Below are 15,412 nucleotides of genomic sequence, written 5' to 3' on the forward strand. Positions count from 1 at the left end.
GCAGCTTCTCCTTCCTCAACTAACCGACCGGTGCTTCAGGCGCGGGAGGCGCACCTGTTACCGGTTGATGCCGCCCCTTTCGGAAATAGAGCGGCGCGAACGCCTCTTTCTGGTTCAGTTCCAGCTGGCCTTCCCGCACCAGTTCGAGCGCGGCGGCAAAGCTCGAGGCGAACACCGTCGCACGCTGCGACGGATCGGCGACATAGCGGATGAGAAAGTCGTCGAGACGACCCCAATCGTCCGATTCGGTAAGGCCCCCGACCAGCCGCTCCAGCGAGGCGCGGGCTTCGGCGAGTGACCACACCGTGCGCTTGGCGAGATGCACGCTCGCCAGCACACGCGACTGGCGCTGCGTGGCGTAGGCCGTGAGCAGGTCGTAGAGGGTCGCAGTGTATTTCGGATGCTTGACCTCGGCGATCTGTTCAGGCTCGCCGCGCGGGAAGATGTCGCGCAACAATTGCTGCCTGTTCATCAGCCGGTTCGCCGCTTCGCGGATGGCCTCGAGCCGGCGCAGGCGATTGGCGAGCGCGGTGGCCATCTCCTCCGCGCTCGGACCTTCCGCAGTCGGCGGTTCCGGCAGCAAGAGGCGCGATTTCAGGAAGGCAAGCCAGGCCGCCATAACGAGATAGTCGGCCGCAAGCTCGAGCCGGATCTTTCGCGCAGCTTCGATGAAGTGGAGATACTGATCGGCGAGCGCCAAGATCGAGATCTTGGCGAGGTCGACCTTCTGCTGTCGCGCCAGTGCGAGCAGCAGATCGAGCGGACCCTCATAGCCCTCGACATCGACGACCAGCGCCGGTTCACCCTCGGCGAGCTCGGCGGGCCGCCCGGTTTCAAACGATAGGATTTCTGCGGTCATGCGGATGCCGTGTTCGCCTGTGCGATCAATGCGTCGAGTTCGGCCCGCGTCGCCGCCCGGTCGAACGGCTGCGGCGCCTTACGCGCGGCCAGCGCCCTGTTCGCGCGCTCCACCGCCTTGCCCGACAATTCGGGCGTTTGGCCGGCGACCTCGTGCATTTCCTCGATATTCCCGTTGCAATGCAGGACCATGTCGCAGCCGGCTGCAAAAATCGAACGCGTGCGCTCGGTAATGGTGCCCGCCAATGCGTTCATCGACACGTCATCACTCATTAACAAACCCTGGAACCCGATCACGCCACGAATCACCTGCTGGACCATTGTCGCAGATGTCGTCGCCGGATGGGCGGGGTCGAAAGCGCTAAACACAACATGTGCAGTCATTGCCATCGGCAGGTCAGCCAATGGCTTGAACGCGGCAAAATCCGTGCGCTCCAGCTCATCCCTTGGCGTGTCTACCGTCGGCAGCCGGAAATGCGTGTCGGCCGTCGCGCGGCCATGGCCGGGGATGTGCTTGAGGACCGGCAGCACGCCGCCCTGCTCAAGCCCGTCCGTGACGGCGCGGGCGATCGCCGCAACCTTGGCTGGTTCGGTTCCATAGGCCCGGTTGCCGATCACGGCGTCGGCGCCCGCGACCGGCACGTCGGCGAGCGGCAGGCAGTCCACGGTGACGCCAAGATCGGCCAGATCAGCCGCGATCAGCCGGGCACTGAGGCGCGCAGCCGTCAGCCCAAGCGCCGAATCAATATCGTAAAGCTTTCCGAACACAGCGCCGGACGGATAGACCGGCCAGTGCGGCGGGCCGAGCCGCTGCACCCGCCCACCCTCCTGATCGATCAGGACGGGGGCATCCGGAGAGCCTGCGACGCCGCGCAATTCCTGAACAAGCGAAGCGACTTGAGCCGGGGTCCCGATATTCCTCTTAAAGAGGATGAATCCCCACGGACGTTCGGTACGGATAAAATCCCGCTCTGCGGCGGTCAATTCCGTTCCGGAAACGCCGGTAATGAAGGCCCGCGTGCTCATAGTCGCCGATTAACCCTACCCCGCTAGGGGGTCAAGGAAACGGCCGATAATACTACGGGATAAAGCACTGGCCGCCGGCCGCCTTCAGCTCCGTGCAGAACTGAGCGGCTTCCTGGCGGGTACGGTACGGACCGACCATGGCGCGATACTTCACCTTGTTGTCGGCCAAATCCACCCGCTTGATCACCGGCGAACGCGATCCGAGCGCCGACGGGAACTTGCCCTGGAGCACGCGGAAGGAATCCCGCGCCGCGGATTCGGTGTCCTGGGACGATATCGAGACCATGTAGCTGCCACCGCCCTCAGCCGGAGCGGGGGCGATCTGCGTCGGATTGGTCGCGGCTATCCGGGTCGGCGGCGCGGACGGGTCCGGCGCCCCAGCCTGCGGCGCCAGCGACATCGGCTGGTTGGCGCTGGCATTGGCCGAGGTCGGCGGATTGCGTGGCGCTGCCGTCGCGGCGGCTGCTTTCGGAGCCGCGGCCTGCTTGGCTGCGGCCGCAGCCGGCGCGGGCGTGCTGTCGGTTTGGTCACCCTTCACCGCAAGCGTCCTTACCCGGCGCGGCTCGCTGTTGGGCATCGTGCCGTTATTGGGCGCGGCGCTTGGGGGCGGCACGGCCGACGGTGAGACGCTCGCGACCGGCGGCGGATTGGCGTTCGGATTGAGCGGCGGGAAAACGACGCGCGGGCCGCCGGACTTGGCGTTGACATCGATCGGCGCTTCCTCGCGCGGCACGATCTTTTCGCTGCCGTCACCGGTGACCATGCGATCAGGCACCTTGGCGGAGCCATCGGCGGGCGCCGGCACGACCTTGGTCGGCGTGTTGTCTGCCTTGATGATCGGCGGTTCACCGCTGCGGGGCGATCCCAGGTAGGTCTTGTAGGCGAAGGCGCCCCCGGTTCCGACCACGGCCAGGGCAAGGATGGCCGCAACGGTCATCAGCCCGCCGCGCTTCTTCTGCGGAGCCTCGTCCTCGAGCTCATCCTCGGGATAGTCGCTTTGATAGGCGTAAGGATCGTCCGGATAGGACGGATCGCGCTGGAAATCCTGCCCCGCTTCGAGCTGGCCATAGAGCGCGTCGTCATAGCGCGACGGATCGATCGGATCGTCGTGCTCGGGATAGGCCTGGGGCTCCTGGTAATCCGGCTCCGGTGCGGATTGCTGTGCCGGGAAGCGCTGCAACGGATGCTCTGAGTTCATGGCCGGCGCGTAGCGCGGCTGCTCGGCCACAGGCGGCTGCGGCTGGACGTTGGCACGCCGCATCCAGGACGGCGGTCCGGGCGGCGGTGGCGGCTCCTCGTATTGATGATCTTCGTAGCTCTCTGGAGCGTAGCTTTGCGCGTGCGCAGGCGGCTGGTACGGCTCGGGCGCCGGTGGAGTTGGCGGCCTCGCGGCGGGCCGGCCCTGCGTCGCGAACGGATCAGTCTGCCCGATCAGGCGCGCGAGTTCGGCCAAGGGATCGTTGTCTGCCCTGCCATACTGATCGCCACCGCGATCATAGTCATCGGAAGGATACGGTCTGTCCTGATATCGTCGATCGGCCATCGTGATGATGCGTCCCCTTCGGGAAAGCCGCCAGTCCTCGACCCGAACAGCGGCCTTCACCCACAAGGCATTCAACCAAGTCGCATTACGTACGCGAGCCGGCTTCTGCCGGTTAGCCCCACAAATTCCCTGAAGTAGTTCGCCCCAAACTACCGCATCTCGTCCGGGGCATGGACGCCGAGAATGGCGAGGCCCGATGCCAGGACCGAGACGACGCCCTGGACCATTGCCAGCCGCGCCTTTGTAAGCTGTGCATCATTATTGATAATGAAGCGTAAATAGGGCAGATCGCGCCCCTTCGTCCAAAGCGCGTGAAATTCGCTGGCTAAATCATAGAGATAAAAGGCAATTCGGTGCGGTTCGTGGGCCGCGGCGGCCGCTTCGACGGTCCGCGGATAAATTGCGAGCTGGCGCAATAAATCGAGTTCCACCGGGTCCGAGAGGCGCTCCATCGCGGAATCCAGCAACCAGGCGATCCGCGATTCGGTCGTCTCCGGCAGATCCGGAAATACCTCCGCCCTTGCGTTGCGGAAGATCGAGTGGCCGCGGGCGTGGCCGTACTGGACGTAAAACACCGGGTTGTCGCGCGACTGCTCGATCACCTTGGCGAGGTCGAAATCGAGCACCGCATCGTTCTTGCGGTAGAGCATCATGAAGCGGACGGCGTCCCGGCCGACTTCATCCACCACCTCACGCAAGGTGACGAAGTCACCGGCGCGCTTGGACATTTTGACCGGCTCGCCGTTGCGCAAGAGCTTCACGAGCTGGACGATCTTGACGTCGAGCGCAGCCTTGGTGGCCGTGACGGCCTTCACGGCGGCCTGCATGCGCTTGATGTAGCCGCCATGGTCGGCGCCCCACACGTCGATCATGTCGGCAAAGCCGCGATCGAACTTGTTCTTGTGATAGGCGATGTCGGACGCGAAATAGGTGTAGGAGCCGTCCGACTTGATCAGCGGACGGTCGACGTCGTCGCCGTAAGCCGTGGCCTTGAACAGAAGCTGCTCGCGGTCTTCCCAGTCCTCGACCGGCGCGCCCTTCGGCGGCGGCAGGCGGCCCTCGTAGATGTCGCCCTTGGCGCGCAGGAAATCGATGGTCTCGGCGACCTTGTTGTTGCCGCTCTCGATCAGCGAGCGCTCGGAGAAGAACACGTCGTGGCGGATGTTGAGGGCCGCGAGATCGCCCTTGATCTCGTCCATCATCATCGCGATCGATTTTGACCGCACGGCCGGGAGCCATTCGGCTTCACTCACGGTGCGCAGCTTGTCGCCGTGCTCCTTCGCCAGCGCCTCGCCGACCGGCTTGAGATAGTCGCCGGGATAGAGCCCCTCCGGGATCGGACCGATGTCCTCGCCGAGCGCCTCGCGATACCTCAGGAACGCCGAACGTGCGAGCACGTCGACCTGGGCGCCGGCGTCGTTGATGTAATATTCGCGGGTGACGTCGTGGCCGGCGAAATCCAGCAGGCTCGCCAGCGCATCGCCAAACACGGCGCCGCGGCAATGGCCGACATGCATCGGCCCGGTCGGGTTCGCCGAGACGTATTCGACATTGACCTTCCCGCGCCCACTCAGGCTACCGTAGCTGGCCCCCTCGCGCAGCAAGGTGCGCAGCGCTTCCGCCCAGGCGGACGGCTTGAGCGTCAGGTTGATGAAGCCGGGCCCGGCCACATCGACCTTGGCGATCAGCGCATCCGCACGCAGACGCTCCGCGATTTGCTCGGCGAGATCGCGCGGCTTCGCCTTGGCCTCTTTCGCCAGCACCATCGCGGCGTTGGTCGCCATGTCGCCATGGGACGGATCGCGCGGCGGCTCGACCACCACGCGCGAGAAATCGACGCCCTCCGGCCAGATGGCCTGCGCAGCGAGCGTGCGGCAGGCGGCGTGCACGCGCGCGAGCACGTCGGCAAAAAGGTGCAGCGATGAGGGTGTGTCGGCCATGGCCGCCGCCTAACGCAAATCCGGGGTCGAGTCAAAGAGCCGCTGGTGCTCGGTCAGGGCGAAACGGTCGGTCATTCCGGCAATGAAATTGCCGATCCGGCGCGCCCTGCCCGCCTCGTCCTCACCCTCCGCCCCGGCCAGCCATTCCGCCGGCAGCTCGCCCGGCGAGGCCTGGTACTTCGCGAACAGGTCGAACAGGATCTGTTCCGCCTCCCCCATCACCCGCATCACCCGCTTGTGACGGTACATGTGCTGATAGAGGAAGGTCTTGATCGCCGCCTCCTCGCCCGCCATCGCCGGCGGGAAGGCGATCATCGCCCGGCTCTGCTGGCGCACGTCCTGGGCTGATTGCGGCTGGATCGCCGCAAGATTCGCCTTTGCCTCGGCGAAGACGGCGCCGATCAGATGCGAAATCAGCTCGCGGACCAGCTCGGCGCCTCGCCTGACATCCTCAAGATTTGGATAGTGCGCACCGATCTCGGCGATGATCTCGGCCATCAGCGGGATCGTCTTGAGGTCGTCGACCCCAAACAGGCCTGCGCGCAGGCCGTCATCGATATCGTGGGCGTCGTAGGCGATGTCGTCGGCGATCGCCGCGACCTGCGCCTCCAGCGAGGCAAAGCTCCAGAGCTCCAGATCGTACGTCTTGACGTAGTCGGCGATGCCGACGGGAACGCCGTGCTCGCGGTAGCGTCCGACCGGCGCACCGCCGCGATCGGTCAGCGGGCCGTTATGCTTGACGATGCCCTCGAGCGACTCCCAGGTCAGGTTGAGGCCGTCGAATTCGGGATAGCGGTGCTCGACCGCCGTGATGACGCGCAGGGTCTGCGCGTTGTGGTCGAAGCCTCCGGAGTTCTTCAGGCAGGCATCGAGCGCCCGCTCGCCGGCGTGCCCGAAGGGCGGATGGCCGAGATCATGCGCGAGCGCCAGGGTCTCCGTGAGGTCCTCGTCGAGCCCCAGCTGCCGGGCCAGCGCACGGGCGATCTGTGCGACCTCGAGAGAATGGGTCAAGCGGGTGCGGTAGTGATCGCCCTCGTGGAACACGAATACCTGGGTCTTGTACTTCAGGCGGCGGAAGGCGGTGGAATGGATCACCCGGTCGCAATCCCGGCGGAACGGGCTGCGGGTGCGGCTCGGCGGCTCGGCGACCAGCCGGCCGCGGCTGCGATCGGGATCGCAGGCATAGGGCGCGCGGGGGGCAGCCATTCCGACGGACACGGTGAATTTAGTCCCTATCCATTTGATTCTGCGGACCCTTGCACTTAACTATGACGGACGCGGGATACCAAATGAATTGGGTATGACGCGGGACTATTGGAGTAGGACGATGACGACTACCGTGACCATCAGCGACCGGGCCGCGCGCCGGATTGGGGAGATCCTCAAGGGCGAAGGCACCGGCGCCATGCTGCGGATCTCGGTCGAGGGCGGCGGCTGCTCCGGCTTCCAGTACAAGTTCGACATCGAGCGTGACCGCACCGACGACGACCTCGTCATCGAGCGCGACAACGCAGTCGTCCTGGTGGACTCGGCGTCGCAGCCGTTCCTGGCGGGCTCCGAGGTCGACTTCGTCGACGACCTGATCGGCGCCTCCTTCCGCGTCAACAATCCCAACGCCACCGCGTCCTGCGGCTGCGGCACCAGCTTCTCGATCTAGTCCTTCTTCAAGAAACCATCCGAGCCCTCATCCTGACGGCTTGCGAGGTTTTCTCGTCATTCCGGGGCGCAACGAAGTCGCAAGCTATGATGCGCAATTGCGCATCTGAGAATCCATCGGGCCGCAGAGATGGCCGCGCAATGGATTTCGAGCTCCCGCTGACGCGCGCCCCCATTGCGCACTTGCGCAATGTGGAATGACGAAGGGAGAGAGCGAAACCCCGCACTCAGTCCCTCATCCTGAGGAGGCCGCTAAAGCGGCCGTCTCGAAGGATGGCCACACCTGAGAGCCGGGCTTCATGGTTCGCACGGCGATGCGCAGCATCGTCCGGAGACGCGCTTCGCGCTCCTCACTATGAGGTCCCAGTAAGGCTAGCCGAACTCAAAATCTGAAAAACAACCCCATGCAAAGTAGCCGGAGAGCCGGCACGATACATTTCGGGTTTAGCGAAACTATTTGACACGTCGGGCAAACCAGGGGCAACATGTGATCGTCGCGAGAGCCCCAAGGACGGGGGCTCGGCGGGTCCGACACAGTCTGACGCCGAAGCGGCCCCTGCCGCAGTCCAATCATTCGAGAAGGTTCGAATCTCGCCAGCGGCGCCACTTAGATTAAGGACTCGCCAGAGACACCTGGACATGTCGGTGAATACGGAGATGGTCCATGAAACTCGCGCATGACGGCATCCAGCTCTCGTTCGACATCGCCGGGGCGGGACCGCTTCAATTCCTGTTCGTCCATGGCCTGGGCGGGGATCGCACGCACTTTGCGCCGCAGATGGAGTATTTCGCCCGTCAAGGTCGGGCGTTGAATGCCGAGCTGCGGGGGCATGGTGAGAGCGACAAGCCGCAACAGGCGTATTCGATCGAAGGCTTCGCCGATGATCTCGTCTGGCTGTGCAACCGACAGCAGATCACAAAGCCGGTCATCGTGGGTCAAAGCATGGGTGGCAACATGGCGCTCGAAATCGCCGCCCGCTATCCGGACTTTCCTGCAGGCCTGGTGCTGCTCGATTCAGGGGTGCTCTTCCCTGCCTCAGCAGGGACGGTGTTCGCCGGGTATCTGGAGGGCTTAAGGGGCGCGGATTTTGCGGACGAGGTGCGGAAAATTGTGGCGGACTCCTGTCTGCCGACCGACAGATGCCGCGCCCATGTTGAACAGACCTTTCTGGCGACGCCACAGCACGTGCTGGTGTCCACGTTTACAAGTCTGTTCCCCTGGGATGTGCATCGGGCGCGTGAGTGCGCCCAGGCGTGCCGGGTCCCGGTGCTCTACATCGAAGCGGCCCATCGGCTCGCGGATCTGGATCATTTTGCGGCGCTGTGCCCGCAACTGGTCACGGCCAAGGCCGTCGGCTCCGGGCATTTCCTGTCGCTGGAAGTGCCGGAGCAGATCAACCCGATGATCGACCGGTTTATCTCGCTCTACGTGCGAAGACCCGAGTAAGTTTCAAATTACGGTGACACCCATTAGCCGGTCGGTCGTCAAGGGCGCAGCGCATTTTTTTTGGCAGCGCTAGCTGCCAATTTCTTCATTCGTCGCTTTCAGCTGCGGTGCTCGAACCGCACCCGTTTCTTCGATTGATGGCTGCGTCCGTATCGCGGATCGCGCCAGACACCCATCGGGATCAAGCATCGGGCCCAAAATGAGGCCTGCGCCCTGGCGGCATGGCCGCCCCAGAAGAACGTTGGTACCGCCCCGTATCCAAAAGAGTTTCACAGAACCGTGGCTGCCGGCGAGCCGGCGCCAATCTCCGGATGGCTTACGGTTCGGGCGATCCGCTGTCACCGCGGCTGGTGACGGCGATCCGGCGTCCAATTCAGTGCTGCTGGTTGTCGCCCCAGTCACCGTACGTGGCTCGCCGGATCGTCGTCGTCCGTCAGGCAAAGCAGCGCGTTACCTCGAACGGCTTGCCCTCCTTCAGGATATGATAGCTGGCGCGCGCCAGCTTGTGTGCCAACGCCTTGGTGGCGACGACGTTGTTGGTCCTGGCCTTCTTGCGTTCATGGAAGCGTTTGGCTTCGGGGCAAAAGCGCCTGGCAAAGTTCGCCGCCTCGACGAATGCCCAGGCAAGATACTTGTTGCCGTTCTTGACGTTGCCTTCGCCTTTCTTCTTCCGGTTGCTGGTATGCACGCTGTCGACGCAGCGAGCGTAGGACGCGAAGTTGCCGACGTCGGCGAACCGGTCGATCGGACCTGCTTCCAGAAGAATGACGGTGGCAAGCGTCTGGCCGATCCCTGGCACGCTGGTCAATAAGCGGTATTGCGGCCGGGGCCTGACGCGTTCTTGCAGGCGCTTCTCCAGAACATCGATCTGTGACTGCAATGTCGCGATCACCGCGACGTTCGCCTTGATTGCCAAGCTTACGTCCGCCGCCAGTGGCAAGCTGTCGATCGTATCGTCGGTCAGCCGTTTGATCTGATTGCTGGTCATCCGCCCACCGAACTGCCTGGCCATGATGTTTTCGACCGCGAGGATATGTGTCGTGCACGATTGCACCAGCTGCATGCGCTTGCGTGCCAGATCGCGCAGCGCGCGGTGTCCCCTCGGTAGAATCGTTCCCGTCGGCAGGATGCCCAGTCGCAAGAGATGGGCCAGATGCTGCGCATCGGTCTCGTCGCCGCTGTGCTTGAGGCCTTCGTATTGCTTGATCGCAGCGGTGTTGGCGAGATACACGTGCATCCCTGCGTCTTGCAAGCCATCGACCAGCCAATACCAGTTGTAGGTCGATTCGACGACGACGCCGGCCAACTGGTCTTGCCATCGGGCCAGAAAGCCGACGATCTTCGTGATGTCGTTTGCCAAGCGCTTCTGCGCCACGACCCGGTCGGCATCGTCGATAACAGCGACAACGCTGTTGTTGGAATGCAGATCAATCCCGCCGTACATCATCTTCGCCTCCTCGTGGCCTAAAGTGAATCGATGATTGCGAACTCACTTTAGCTCCACCGCCTTCTTGCTAGCGAAGGCCGGCTAGATGATCTTCAGTGCATTCGATCTCGGAAGCCTCAGTTAAATGCACTGGACTGCACCCCTTAAGTGAGACACGATAATTCCTGTGACAGTGCGGTTGCCACGATGCGTTATCGTGCCTTGTTTTGCGCGAACGCGGTTTCGAACTCAAGAGGCGATTGGTATCCGAGCGCCGAGTGCAGGCGCTCCTTGTTGTAGACGTCCGCAATGAAGCTATCGATCCGGCGGCGAGCGTCTCTGATGTCGGAGAATGCCTTGCCGTTGACCTCTTCGGCCTTGAGCGTCTTCATGAAGCTTTCAGCCTTGGCGTTGTCGAAGGGATTGCCCGGCCTGCTCATGCTGATGGTGATGTCGCGATCCGCCAATCTTTGGCGATAGGCGATGGATGCGTATTGCACGCCGCGATCGGAGTGGTGGATCAGGCTGCCGGGCGTCGGCTTTCGGGCCTGGAGGGCGTTCTCGAGCGCCGAGATGGCAAGCGAGGCATCGAGCGTATTCTCAAAAGCCCAGCCGACGGCCTTGCGAGAGAACGCGTCGAGAATGACGGCGAGATAGGCGAAGGCCTTGGCGAGATGGACATAGGTGATGTCCGCGACCCAGATTTGATCTGGGGCGGACGGCACCAGGCCGCGCACCAGATTGGGGACGACGAGAACGTCCCTTGGTCGCTCCGCAGGCGGCTTCAGGAACGGCGCCTTGCGCTGCGCAAGAAGATTGTCTTCGCGCATAAGCCTCAGGACTTTCTTAGCATTTACGACCATGCCTTGGCGCCGGAGCGTGGCTGTCACGCGTCGATAGCCGTAGAAGGGATGCTTGAGGCAAATGCGCTGGATCTGGTCGCGCAGCTCGCACTCGACCGTCTCGCGACTGCGTCTGTTGAGATGCCGGTAATAGGTCGCGCGCGGCAGGCCCGCCAAACGGCAGAGGCGTTGCACGTCGGCGTGGGCATCGGTTGCCTCCGATGTCATGGCTTGGATGACTTCGATGATGCGGATGCGGGTTTGCCTTGCGCTGCCGGCCGCTCCAATGCGCGCAAGGCTTCCCGAAAAAAATCGATGTCCATCTGCTGGCGGCCCACCAGCCGTTCGAGCTCGGCGATGCGGGCATTCGCACGCGTGAGCGCAGAACGCTTGTCGTCATACGTCGCCAGAGGTTTGAGCTTCCGGGGGCCGGGCTTGGGTCCGGGCTTGCGATTCAGCCCCTCCGGCCCATGCGCCTTCCACGCCTTGATCCAGTCGTGGAGAATTTTGCGAGAAATCCCGAGTTCACGGGCTACGGGCAGAACGCCGTCGCCTCTCTCAACCCGCTTGATCGCCTTCAATTTGTAGGCCGTCGGAAACTGACGGTTCTTTCCTCGTCCTGCCACAGGTCATCCTCAAAATGCCTGTCACAGGAATTATCGTGTCTCACTTAAGGGGTGCAGTCCAGCACTGTCAGCGTAATCCCATCTCCCATCCGATCCGTGGGTGCGCGAACGGTGATGGCCGCTGCAGCACGAGCTGACGAAATTGCGAGTATCCTACGAGATTGTCCTCCTGGTCTTGGTGAACCGTTGAGGACGGTTGCTGACGATAAACATCGTCAAGAATAACGTGCCGGCCGAAGCCTCACTTTCGCTTCCTTCTGTTGCTGGCTTTGCGTGACTTCGTTCCCGGCGATGGTAGTGGCTTCCGCCCCAATCGAAAGATCCTGAGTTGCTCCAGATCTTGCTGGATGGGTTTTCCCCGGCGAAGCGATTGCCGCATGTTCGATTTCCTCGCCCTAATCATCGAGGACTACGAGCGCGCCTGACGGGCCGGCTGAACCAACATCGGCTCGGCGGCGACCAAGGAGTTCAATCAAAGGACCAAGCATCATATGGCTATCGAGGCTTCAGGCGTATTGGATTATCAGAAACAACAGGTACGCCATTAAGCGATGCGCAAGCTTTCTGCTGCAATCTTACTTGTCGGCCCTTACGCTGGTGGCGCGATAGGCGCAGACCTGCCGAGAGCGCCGCAGTCGGCGGCGGTCGCTTCAGTCTACAAACGGACCGGCGTCTACATCAGCGGCAATGTCGCCAACAGCATTAGCCCTGCTCCGACAACACTCCACTGCAATGCAGACGGCTGTCGGCGGGGCCCGATCGGCGACAAGTGGCAACTGACTCCGGCAGTAACTCCCGGGATCGAGACGGATGTTCAAGGCATGCGTTATTTTGACGAGGCAAAGGTCATTTGGAAGACCAAGGTGCCGTCCGAGGGCCAAGCTGACACGGTTGAGGGCGAACTGCTCCGCGCGGTTGAAAAACTACGTCGCGAGGGCCGCGACAACGGCAATATCAACTGGGACGCCGGTTTTGAAATTCTTCTCGGCTACCTAAAATTACATCTCCTCGACGCCGGCGTTTATCCGGCTGACATCTTAGTAGCCACCAAAGGCATCCTCGATCAACTCTCCGATCCGGAGTATCCTGTTGTCGAAGACGGGCCTTACGACGAGCTCGCAGACCGCGTCGTTGAATGGTACCGGCACTACGGCAGTCAGCCTCATGTTCGCAATCCAAATCTCCACCGGTAGTGGGATCCGATTCTGCCGCGGTAGTAAATTATCCAATGCGCATTATCGATCGTCTGTTCTCTTGCCTCGTTCTATTCCTTGGAATCGCAGCCGTCCCGGTGCTTCCCGCGCTCGCTGCCGAAACCTGCCCGTTCATCAGCGACCAGGAGCTCGCCGGCGCGATGCCGGCGCTCAAATGGTCGCTGATTTCAAAACAGGACGGCCGCGGCTGCATCTACCAGGGCGGACGCGGCGACACGATGATGCTGACCGTGTTCCGCAATCCCGACAAGGACCGCGCCAAGGAATTGTACGCGACCTTCGTCAAGACGCTTGGCGAGCGCATGCCGCTTAGTGCCGTGTCCGGGATCGGCGACGAAGGCCAGGGCGGAACGACCGCCGCCGGCGCGCAGCGCCAGGAGACCTCGGTCGTCGCCTTGTCCGGCGATTACATTCTGCAGATCAGCGTCTATCCGACCGGCCGGCGTGCCGACGAGGCGCTGCTCGGACCGCTCACCCAAGTCGCGCGCGTTGCCATCGGTAAGGTGAGCAAGACCAGCGAGCGGTTCGGCGATTGCGAATGGCTCACTGAAGCGGATGCCGACGGCTTTCTCGACAAGAGCACGCTGATGGTCCAGCGGACCGGCGCGGGCAGCTGCATGATGTTCGATCGCGAGGCGAACACCATGATCGTCGCGGTGATCGCGATGTCGCGCGACACCGTCATCAACATGATGAAACGCACGGACCCGTGCAAACACGTGGCGATACCAGAGCTCGGCAGTGAAGCGTTCGGCGAGCATTCCTGCACCAAGGGCAACGGCAACGCCGTCAACATCTATGTCTGGAAGAACGGCAGGCAGGCTTCGATCCTGTTCGCGCCGGTCAAGCCGCATCCGGAGTCCGGCTCGGTCGAGCGCCTGAAGGCGGTCGCCGCGCGAGTCTATGGAAAACTGTAACGGCGCCGCATGAGCGCTACGATCTGGTAAGGCATTTCGATCGGCGCGCCTTCAAGTTTCTTCGTCACGCTACTCCTCAGCCGTCTCCAACCAACTCGTCGAACGGATCGCCGAACTACAGTTTCATCGTAACCACCGTTGTCAGTCGCAGATGATCGCCGTTGCCTCGATCTCGACCCGAGCGGAAGCCGGCGTGAGACCAGCGACTTGAACGAGCGTGCTTGCCGGGCGAATTTGATCGAAGGCTTTAGAATGGGCGCGGACAATATGTTGAGTGTCAGCCATGTCGATAACGTACACCACTGTACGAACAACATGCTGCATCCCGGCACCGGTCTTGGCTAGTGCGTTGGCTATTGTCGCTAGCGCGGCTTTCGCTTGCATATAGGCATCGCCGCCTAGTTCCGGCGGACGCGCCGTTGTACCAGATACAAAGACTTGATTTCCAACGCGGACGGCTCGTGAGTAGCCATACGCGTCTTCAAAGGCGTAACCGGACGATGTGTTCTGCCTTGGCAAACGAGTTCTCCTGCACTGTCCGGTGGCTGCCGCGAGGCGAGACGCACATCAGCCCGCATCATGCACGTAGCGCATGCCGATGGCGAGCCGATTCCAAAGATTGATCATGCCAATGAGCATGGTGAGATCGACGATCTCTTTATCGGTAAATTGCTTTCGTAGTTCCTCGTAGAGTCGCGCGGCTACGCCGACGCGAATGACCGTCGCTGTCGTGCTTAGCGATGAGCCGTTGCATCGGAACGATGGTCGCAGGCCGTTCAGCACTTCGAGGTGCTTGCGCTCATCGGCGCCATGAATTCGCGCGCTGTCGCAGTACCGGTGATTGGATGGAGCGACGGGTGGCGACCTCATAGCGCCGCGGCGAAGCAATAGTGCCCGTCTTCATCGGCCGTGGCGCGCGATTTTCGGTATTGCATACCCTCGCCGCCTATTGGCGCGCAGGCATGGGCGCGTTGGATCGTCGATGCCTGAATGAGGTCGAGGGGCTCGACAATCCGACCGCCAAGAATATGACGGCCGCCGTACGCTGGCCCGCGATCAAAGAGCATCCGCTGCAAGGGCCGCCCGGTGGATTCGGACGAAGTCCTGGATGTGCTCCGGAACCGGCATGGCCTCGATGTCGCATCGCGTCTGGATCTCTTCCGCGAGCTCCCGCGAGACGTCCTTCGACCAGTGAGCATTCGGGTCGAAGGCAATGATGCGGATAGGATCGTTGAAATGACCGTCGACGAGACTGACGATGATGGTTTCGAGATCGGTTCGTTCGACCTCAAGTTTCCTCCGCGCGCGGCCGGGCGGTCCCGCTACGCTGTCGACGATCAGATAGACGATTGTGTCAGTCGCACTCCGATGAGCCGCACGTCGGTCGGTCATCGGCATCAAGCCATTTCCAGCCATACGCGTCTCCAATGCAGATAGAGCCGGTACTCTGTCCGGGCAGGACCAGCCTGAATTGATCCTGCGCAACGAAGCGTAGTCCGAACGACTACGGATACGCATCAGGACCAAAGTACGATCAGGACCAAAGTATGATGACGCGTCGATAGCCCTCAGTAAGATCGCCCCCGCCATTGAAGGGCCGGAGCGGCAATCGTGCACGCTAGCCGGCCCGGCGAAACCGGAAGGGATGCGATGCATGTTCGTGACCGTCGTTGCAGTTCTCTGCCATCTTGGTGGCCCCGCCGCGGGCAGTTGCGTCGAGGAGATCGTGACCGACAGCAGCATGACGCCCGACATCACGTTTCAGGAATGCATGAAAGGGGCGCAGGCGCCGCTTGCGAAGTGGATGGGGGAACATCCGCTTTATCACTCGAATTGGCGAATCGAACGCTACAAATGCGTACCGGGTCACTATGAGATCAAGGGCCAGGCATAGAGTGACGTGACCCGGCGATCTCA

16 protein-coding genes are annotated in these 15,412 nt (G+C 62.3%); 5 read left to right on the forward strand and 11 right to left on the reverse strand.

Features of this window, described 5'->3' with window-relative positions; translation table 11 throughout:
• Positions 1-19: 19 nt before the first annotated feature.
• From NLN62_RS41975 to NLN62_RS41995, 5 genes are all read right to left on the reverse strand, one after another.
• Positions 20-859: a ScpA family protein gene (locus NLN62_RS41975; protein WP_027527373.1), complete on the reverse strand. Its 840-nt coding sequence runs from the start codon at positions 857-859 to the stop codon at positions 20-22.
• Positions 856-1,884 (reverse strand): beta-N-acetylhexosaminidase, encoded by a 1,029-nt coding sequence (nagZ, locus tag NLN62_RS41980; protein ID WP_254112521.1) that lies wholly within the window; start codon positions 1,882-1,884, stop codon positions 856-858. The genes NLN62_RS41975 and nagZ overlap by 4 nt, the downstream gene beginning before the upstream one ends.
• A gap of 52 nt (positions 1,885-1,936) precedes the next feature.
• Positions 1,937-3,427, reverse strand: coding sequence for an SPOR domain-containing protein (locus NLN62_RS41985; RefSeq protein WP_254113843.1), 1,491 nt, complete (start codon positions 3,425-3,427; stop codon positions 1,937-1,939).
• A gap of 149 nt (positions 3,428-3,576) precedes the next feature.
• Positions 3,577-5,367 carry an arginine--tRNA ligase gene (argS, locus tag NLN62_RS41990; RefSeq protein WP_254112522.1) on the reverse strand — a complete coding sequence of 597 codons (1,791 nt, stop codon included), beginning with the start codon at positions 5,365-5,367 and terminating at the stop codon, positions 3,577-3,579.
• Between the two features lie 9 nt (positions 5,368-5,376).
• Complete coding sequence (locus NLN62_RS41995) at positions 5,377-6,585, reverse strand: deoxyguanosinetriphosphate triphosphohydrolase (protein WP_254112523.1); 1,209 nt, start codon at positions 6,583-6,585, stop codon at positions 5,377-5,379.
• 109 nt (positions 6,586-6,694) lie between these two features.
• On the opposite strand from NLN62_RS41995, the gene erpA reads away from it, so the two are divergent.
• Positions 6,695-7,024, forward strand: coding sequence for an iron-sulfur cluster insertion protein ErpA (gene erpA, locus NLN62_RS42000; protein WP_254112524.1), 330 nt, complete (start codon positions 6,695-6,697; stop codon positions 7,022-7,024).
• Positions 7,025-7,687: 663 nt separating this feature from the next.
• Positions 7,688-8,470 carry an alpha/beta fold hydrolase gene (locus NLN62_RS42005; protein WP_027527379.1) on the forward strand — a complete coding sequence of 261 codons (783 nt, stop codon included), beginning with the start codon at positions 7,688-7,690 and terminating at the stop codon, positions 8,468-8,470.
• A 433-nt stretch (positions 8,471-8,903) separates the two neighbouring features.
• Here NLN62_RS42005 and NLN62_RS42010 read toward each other — a convergent pair whose 3' ends face one another.
• The 3 genes from NLN62_RS42010 to NLN62_RS42020 all read right to left on the reverse strand — a co-directional run bounded on the left by NLN62_RS42010 (position 8,904) and on the right by NLN62_RS42020 (position 11,364).
• Positions 8,904-9,917: an IS110 family transposase gene (locus tag NLN62_RS42010; protein ID WP_254107295.1), complete on the reverse strand. Its 1,014-nt coding sequence runs from the start codon at positions 9,915-9,917 to the stop codon at positions 8,904-8,906.
• 191 nt (positions 9,918-10,108) lie between these two features.
• Entirely contained in the window at positions 10,109-10,966 is an 858-nt protein-coding gene (locus NLN62_RS42015; protein ID WP_254110468.1) for an IS3 family transposase, read from the reverse strand.
• Complete coding sequence (locus NLN62_RS42020) at positions 10,963-11,364, reverse strand: helix-turn-helix domain-containing protein (protein ID WP_256576061.1); 402 nt, start codon at positions 11,362-11,364, stop codon at positions 10,963-10,965. The genes NLN62_RS42015 and NLN62_RS42020 overlap by 4 nt, the downstream gene beginning before the upstream one ends.
• 551 nt (positions 11,365-11,915) lie before the next feature.
• On the opposite strand from NLN62_RS42020, the gene NLN62_RS42025 reads away from it, so the two are divergent.
• Both NLN62_RS42025 and NLN62_RS42030 read left to right on the forward strand, forming a co-directional pair.
• On the forward strand, positions 11,916-12,557 hold the full coding sequence (locus NLN62_RS42025; RefSeq protein ID WP_254112526.1) for a hypothetical protein: 642 nt from the start codon (positions 11,916-11,918) through the stop codon (positions 12,555-12,557).
• A gap of 35 nt (positions 12,558-12,592) precedes the next feature.
• Positions 12,593-13,495, forward strand: coding sequence for a hypothetical protein (locus NLN62_RS42030; protein ID WP_254112527.1), 903 nt, complete (start codon positions 12,593-12,595; stop codon positions 13,493-13,495).
• A 141-nt stretch (positions 13,496-13,636) separates the two neighbouring features.
• Here NLN62_RS42030 and NLN62_RS42035 read toward each other — a convergent pair whose 3' ends face one another.
• The 3 genes from NLN62_RS42035 to NLN62_RS42045 form a co-directional block, all read right to left on the reverse strand.
• Positions 13,637-14,014: a Rid family hydrolase gene (locus NLN62_RS42035; RefSeq protein ID WP_254112528.1), complete on the reverse strand. Its 378-nt coding sequence runs from the start codon at positions 14,012-14,014 to the stop codon at positions 13,637-13,639.
• 48 nt (positions 14,015-14,062) lie between these two features.
• A complete protein-coding gene (locus tag NLN62_RS42040; RefSeq protein ID WP_254112529.1) occupies positions 14,063-14,278 on the reverse strand; it encodes a carboxymuconolactone decarboxylase family protein in 216 nt (71 codons plus the stop codon).
• Positions 14,279-14,551: 273 nt separating this feature from the next.
• Positions 14,552-14,911 (reverse strand): hypothetical protein, encoded by a 360-nt coding sequence (locus NLN62_RS42045; protein WP_254112530.1) that lies wholly within the window; start codon positions 14,909-14,911, stop codon positions 14,552-14,554.
• A 238-nt stretch (positions 14,912-15,149) separates the two neighbouring features.
• Between NLN62_RS42045 and NLN62_RS42050 the strand changes: the two genes are divergently transcribed.
• Complete coding sequence (locus NLN62_RS42050) at positions 15,150-15,389, forward strand: hypothetical protein (protein ID WP_027522679.1); 240 nt, start codon at positions 15,150-15,152, stop codon at positions 15,387-15,389.
• Positions 15,390-15,412: the final 23 nt, after the last annotated feature.

Source organism: Bradyrhizobium sp. CCGUVB23 (assembly GCF_024199885.1).
Lineage (GTDB): Bacteria > Pseudomonadota > Alphaproteobacteria > Rhizobiales > Xanthobacteraceae > Bradyrhizobium.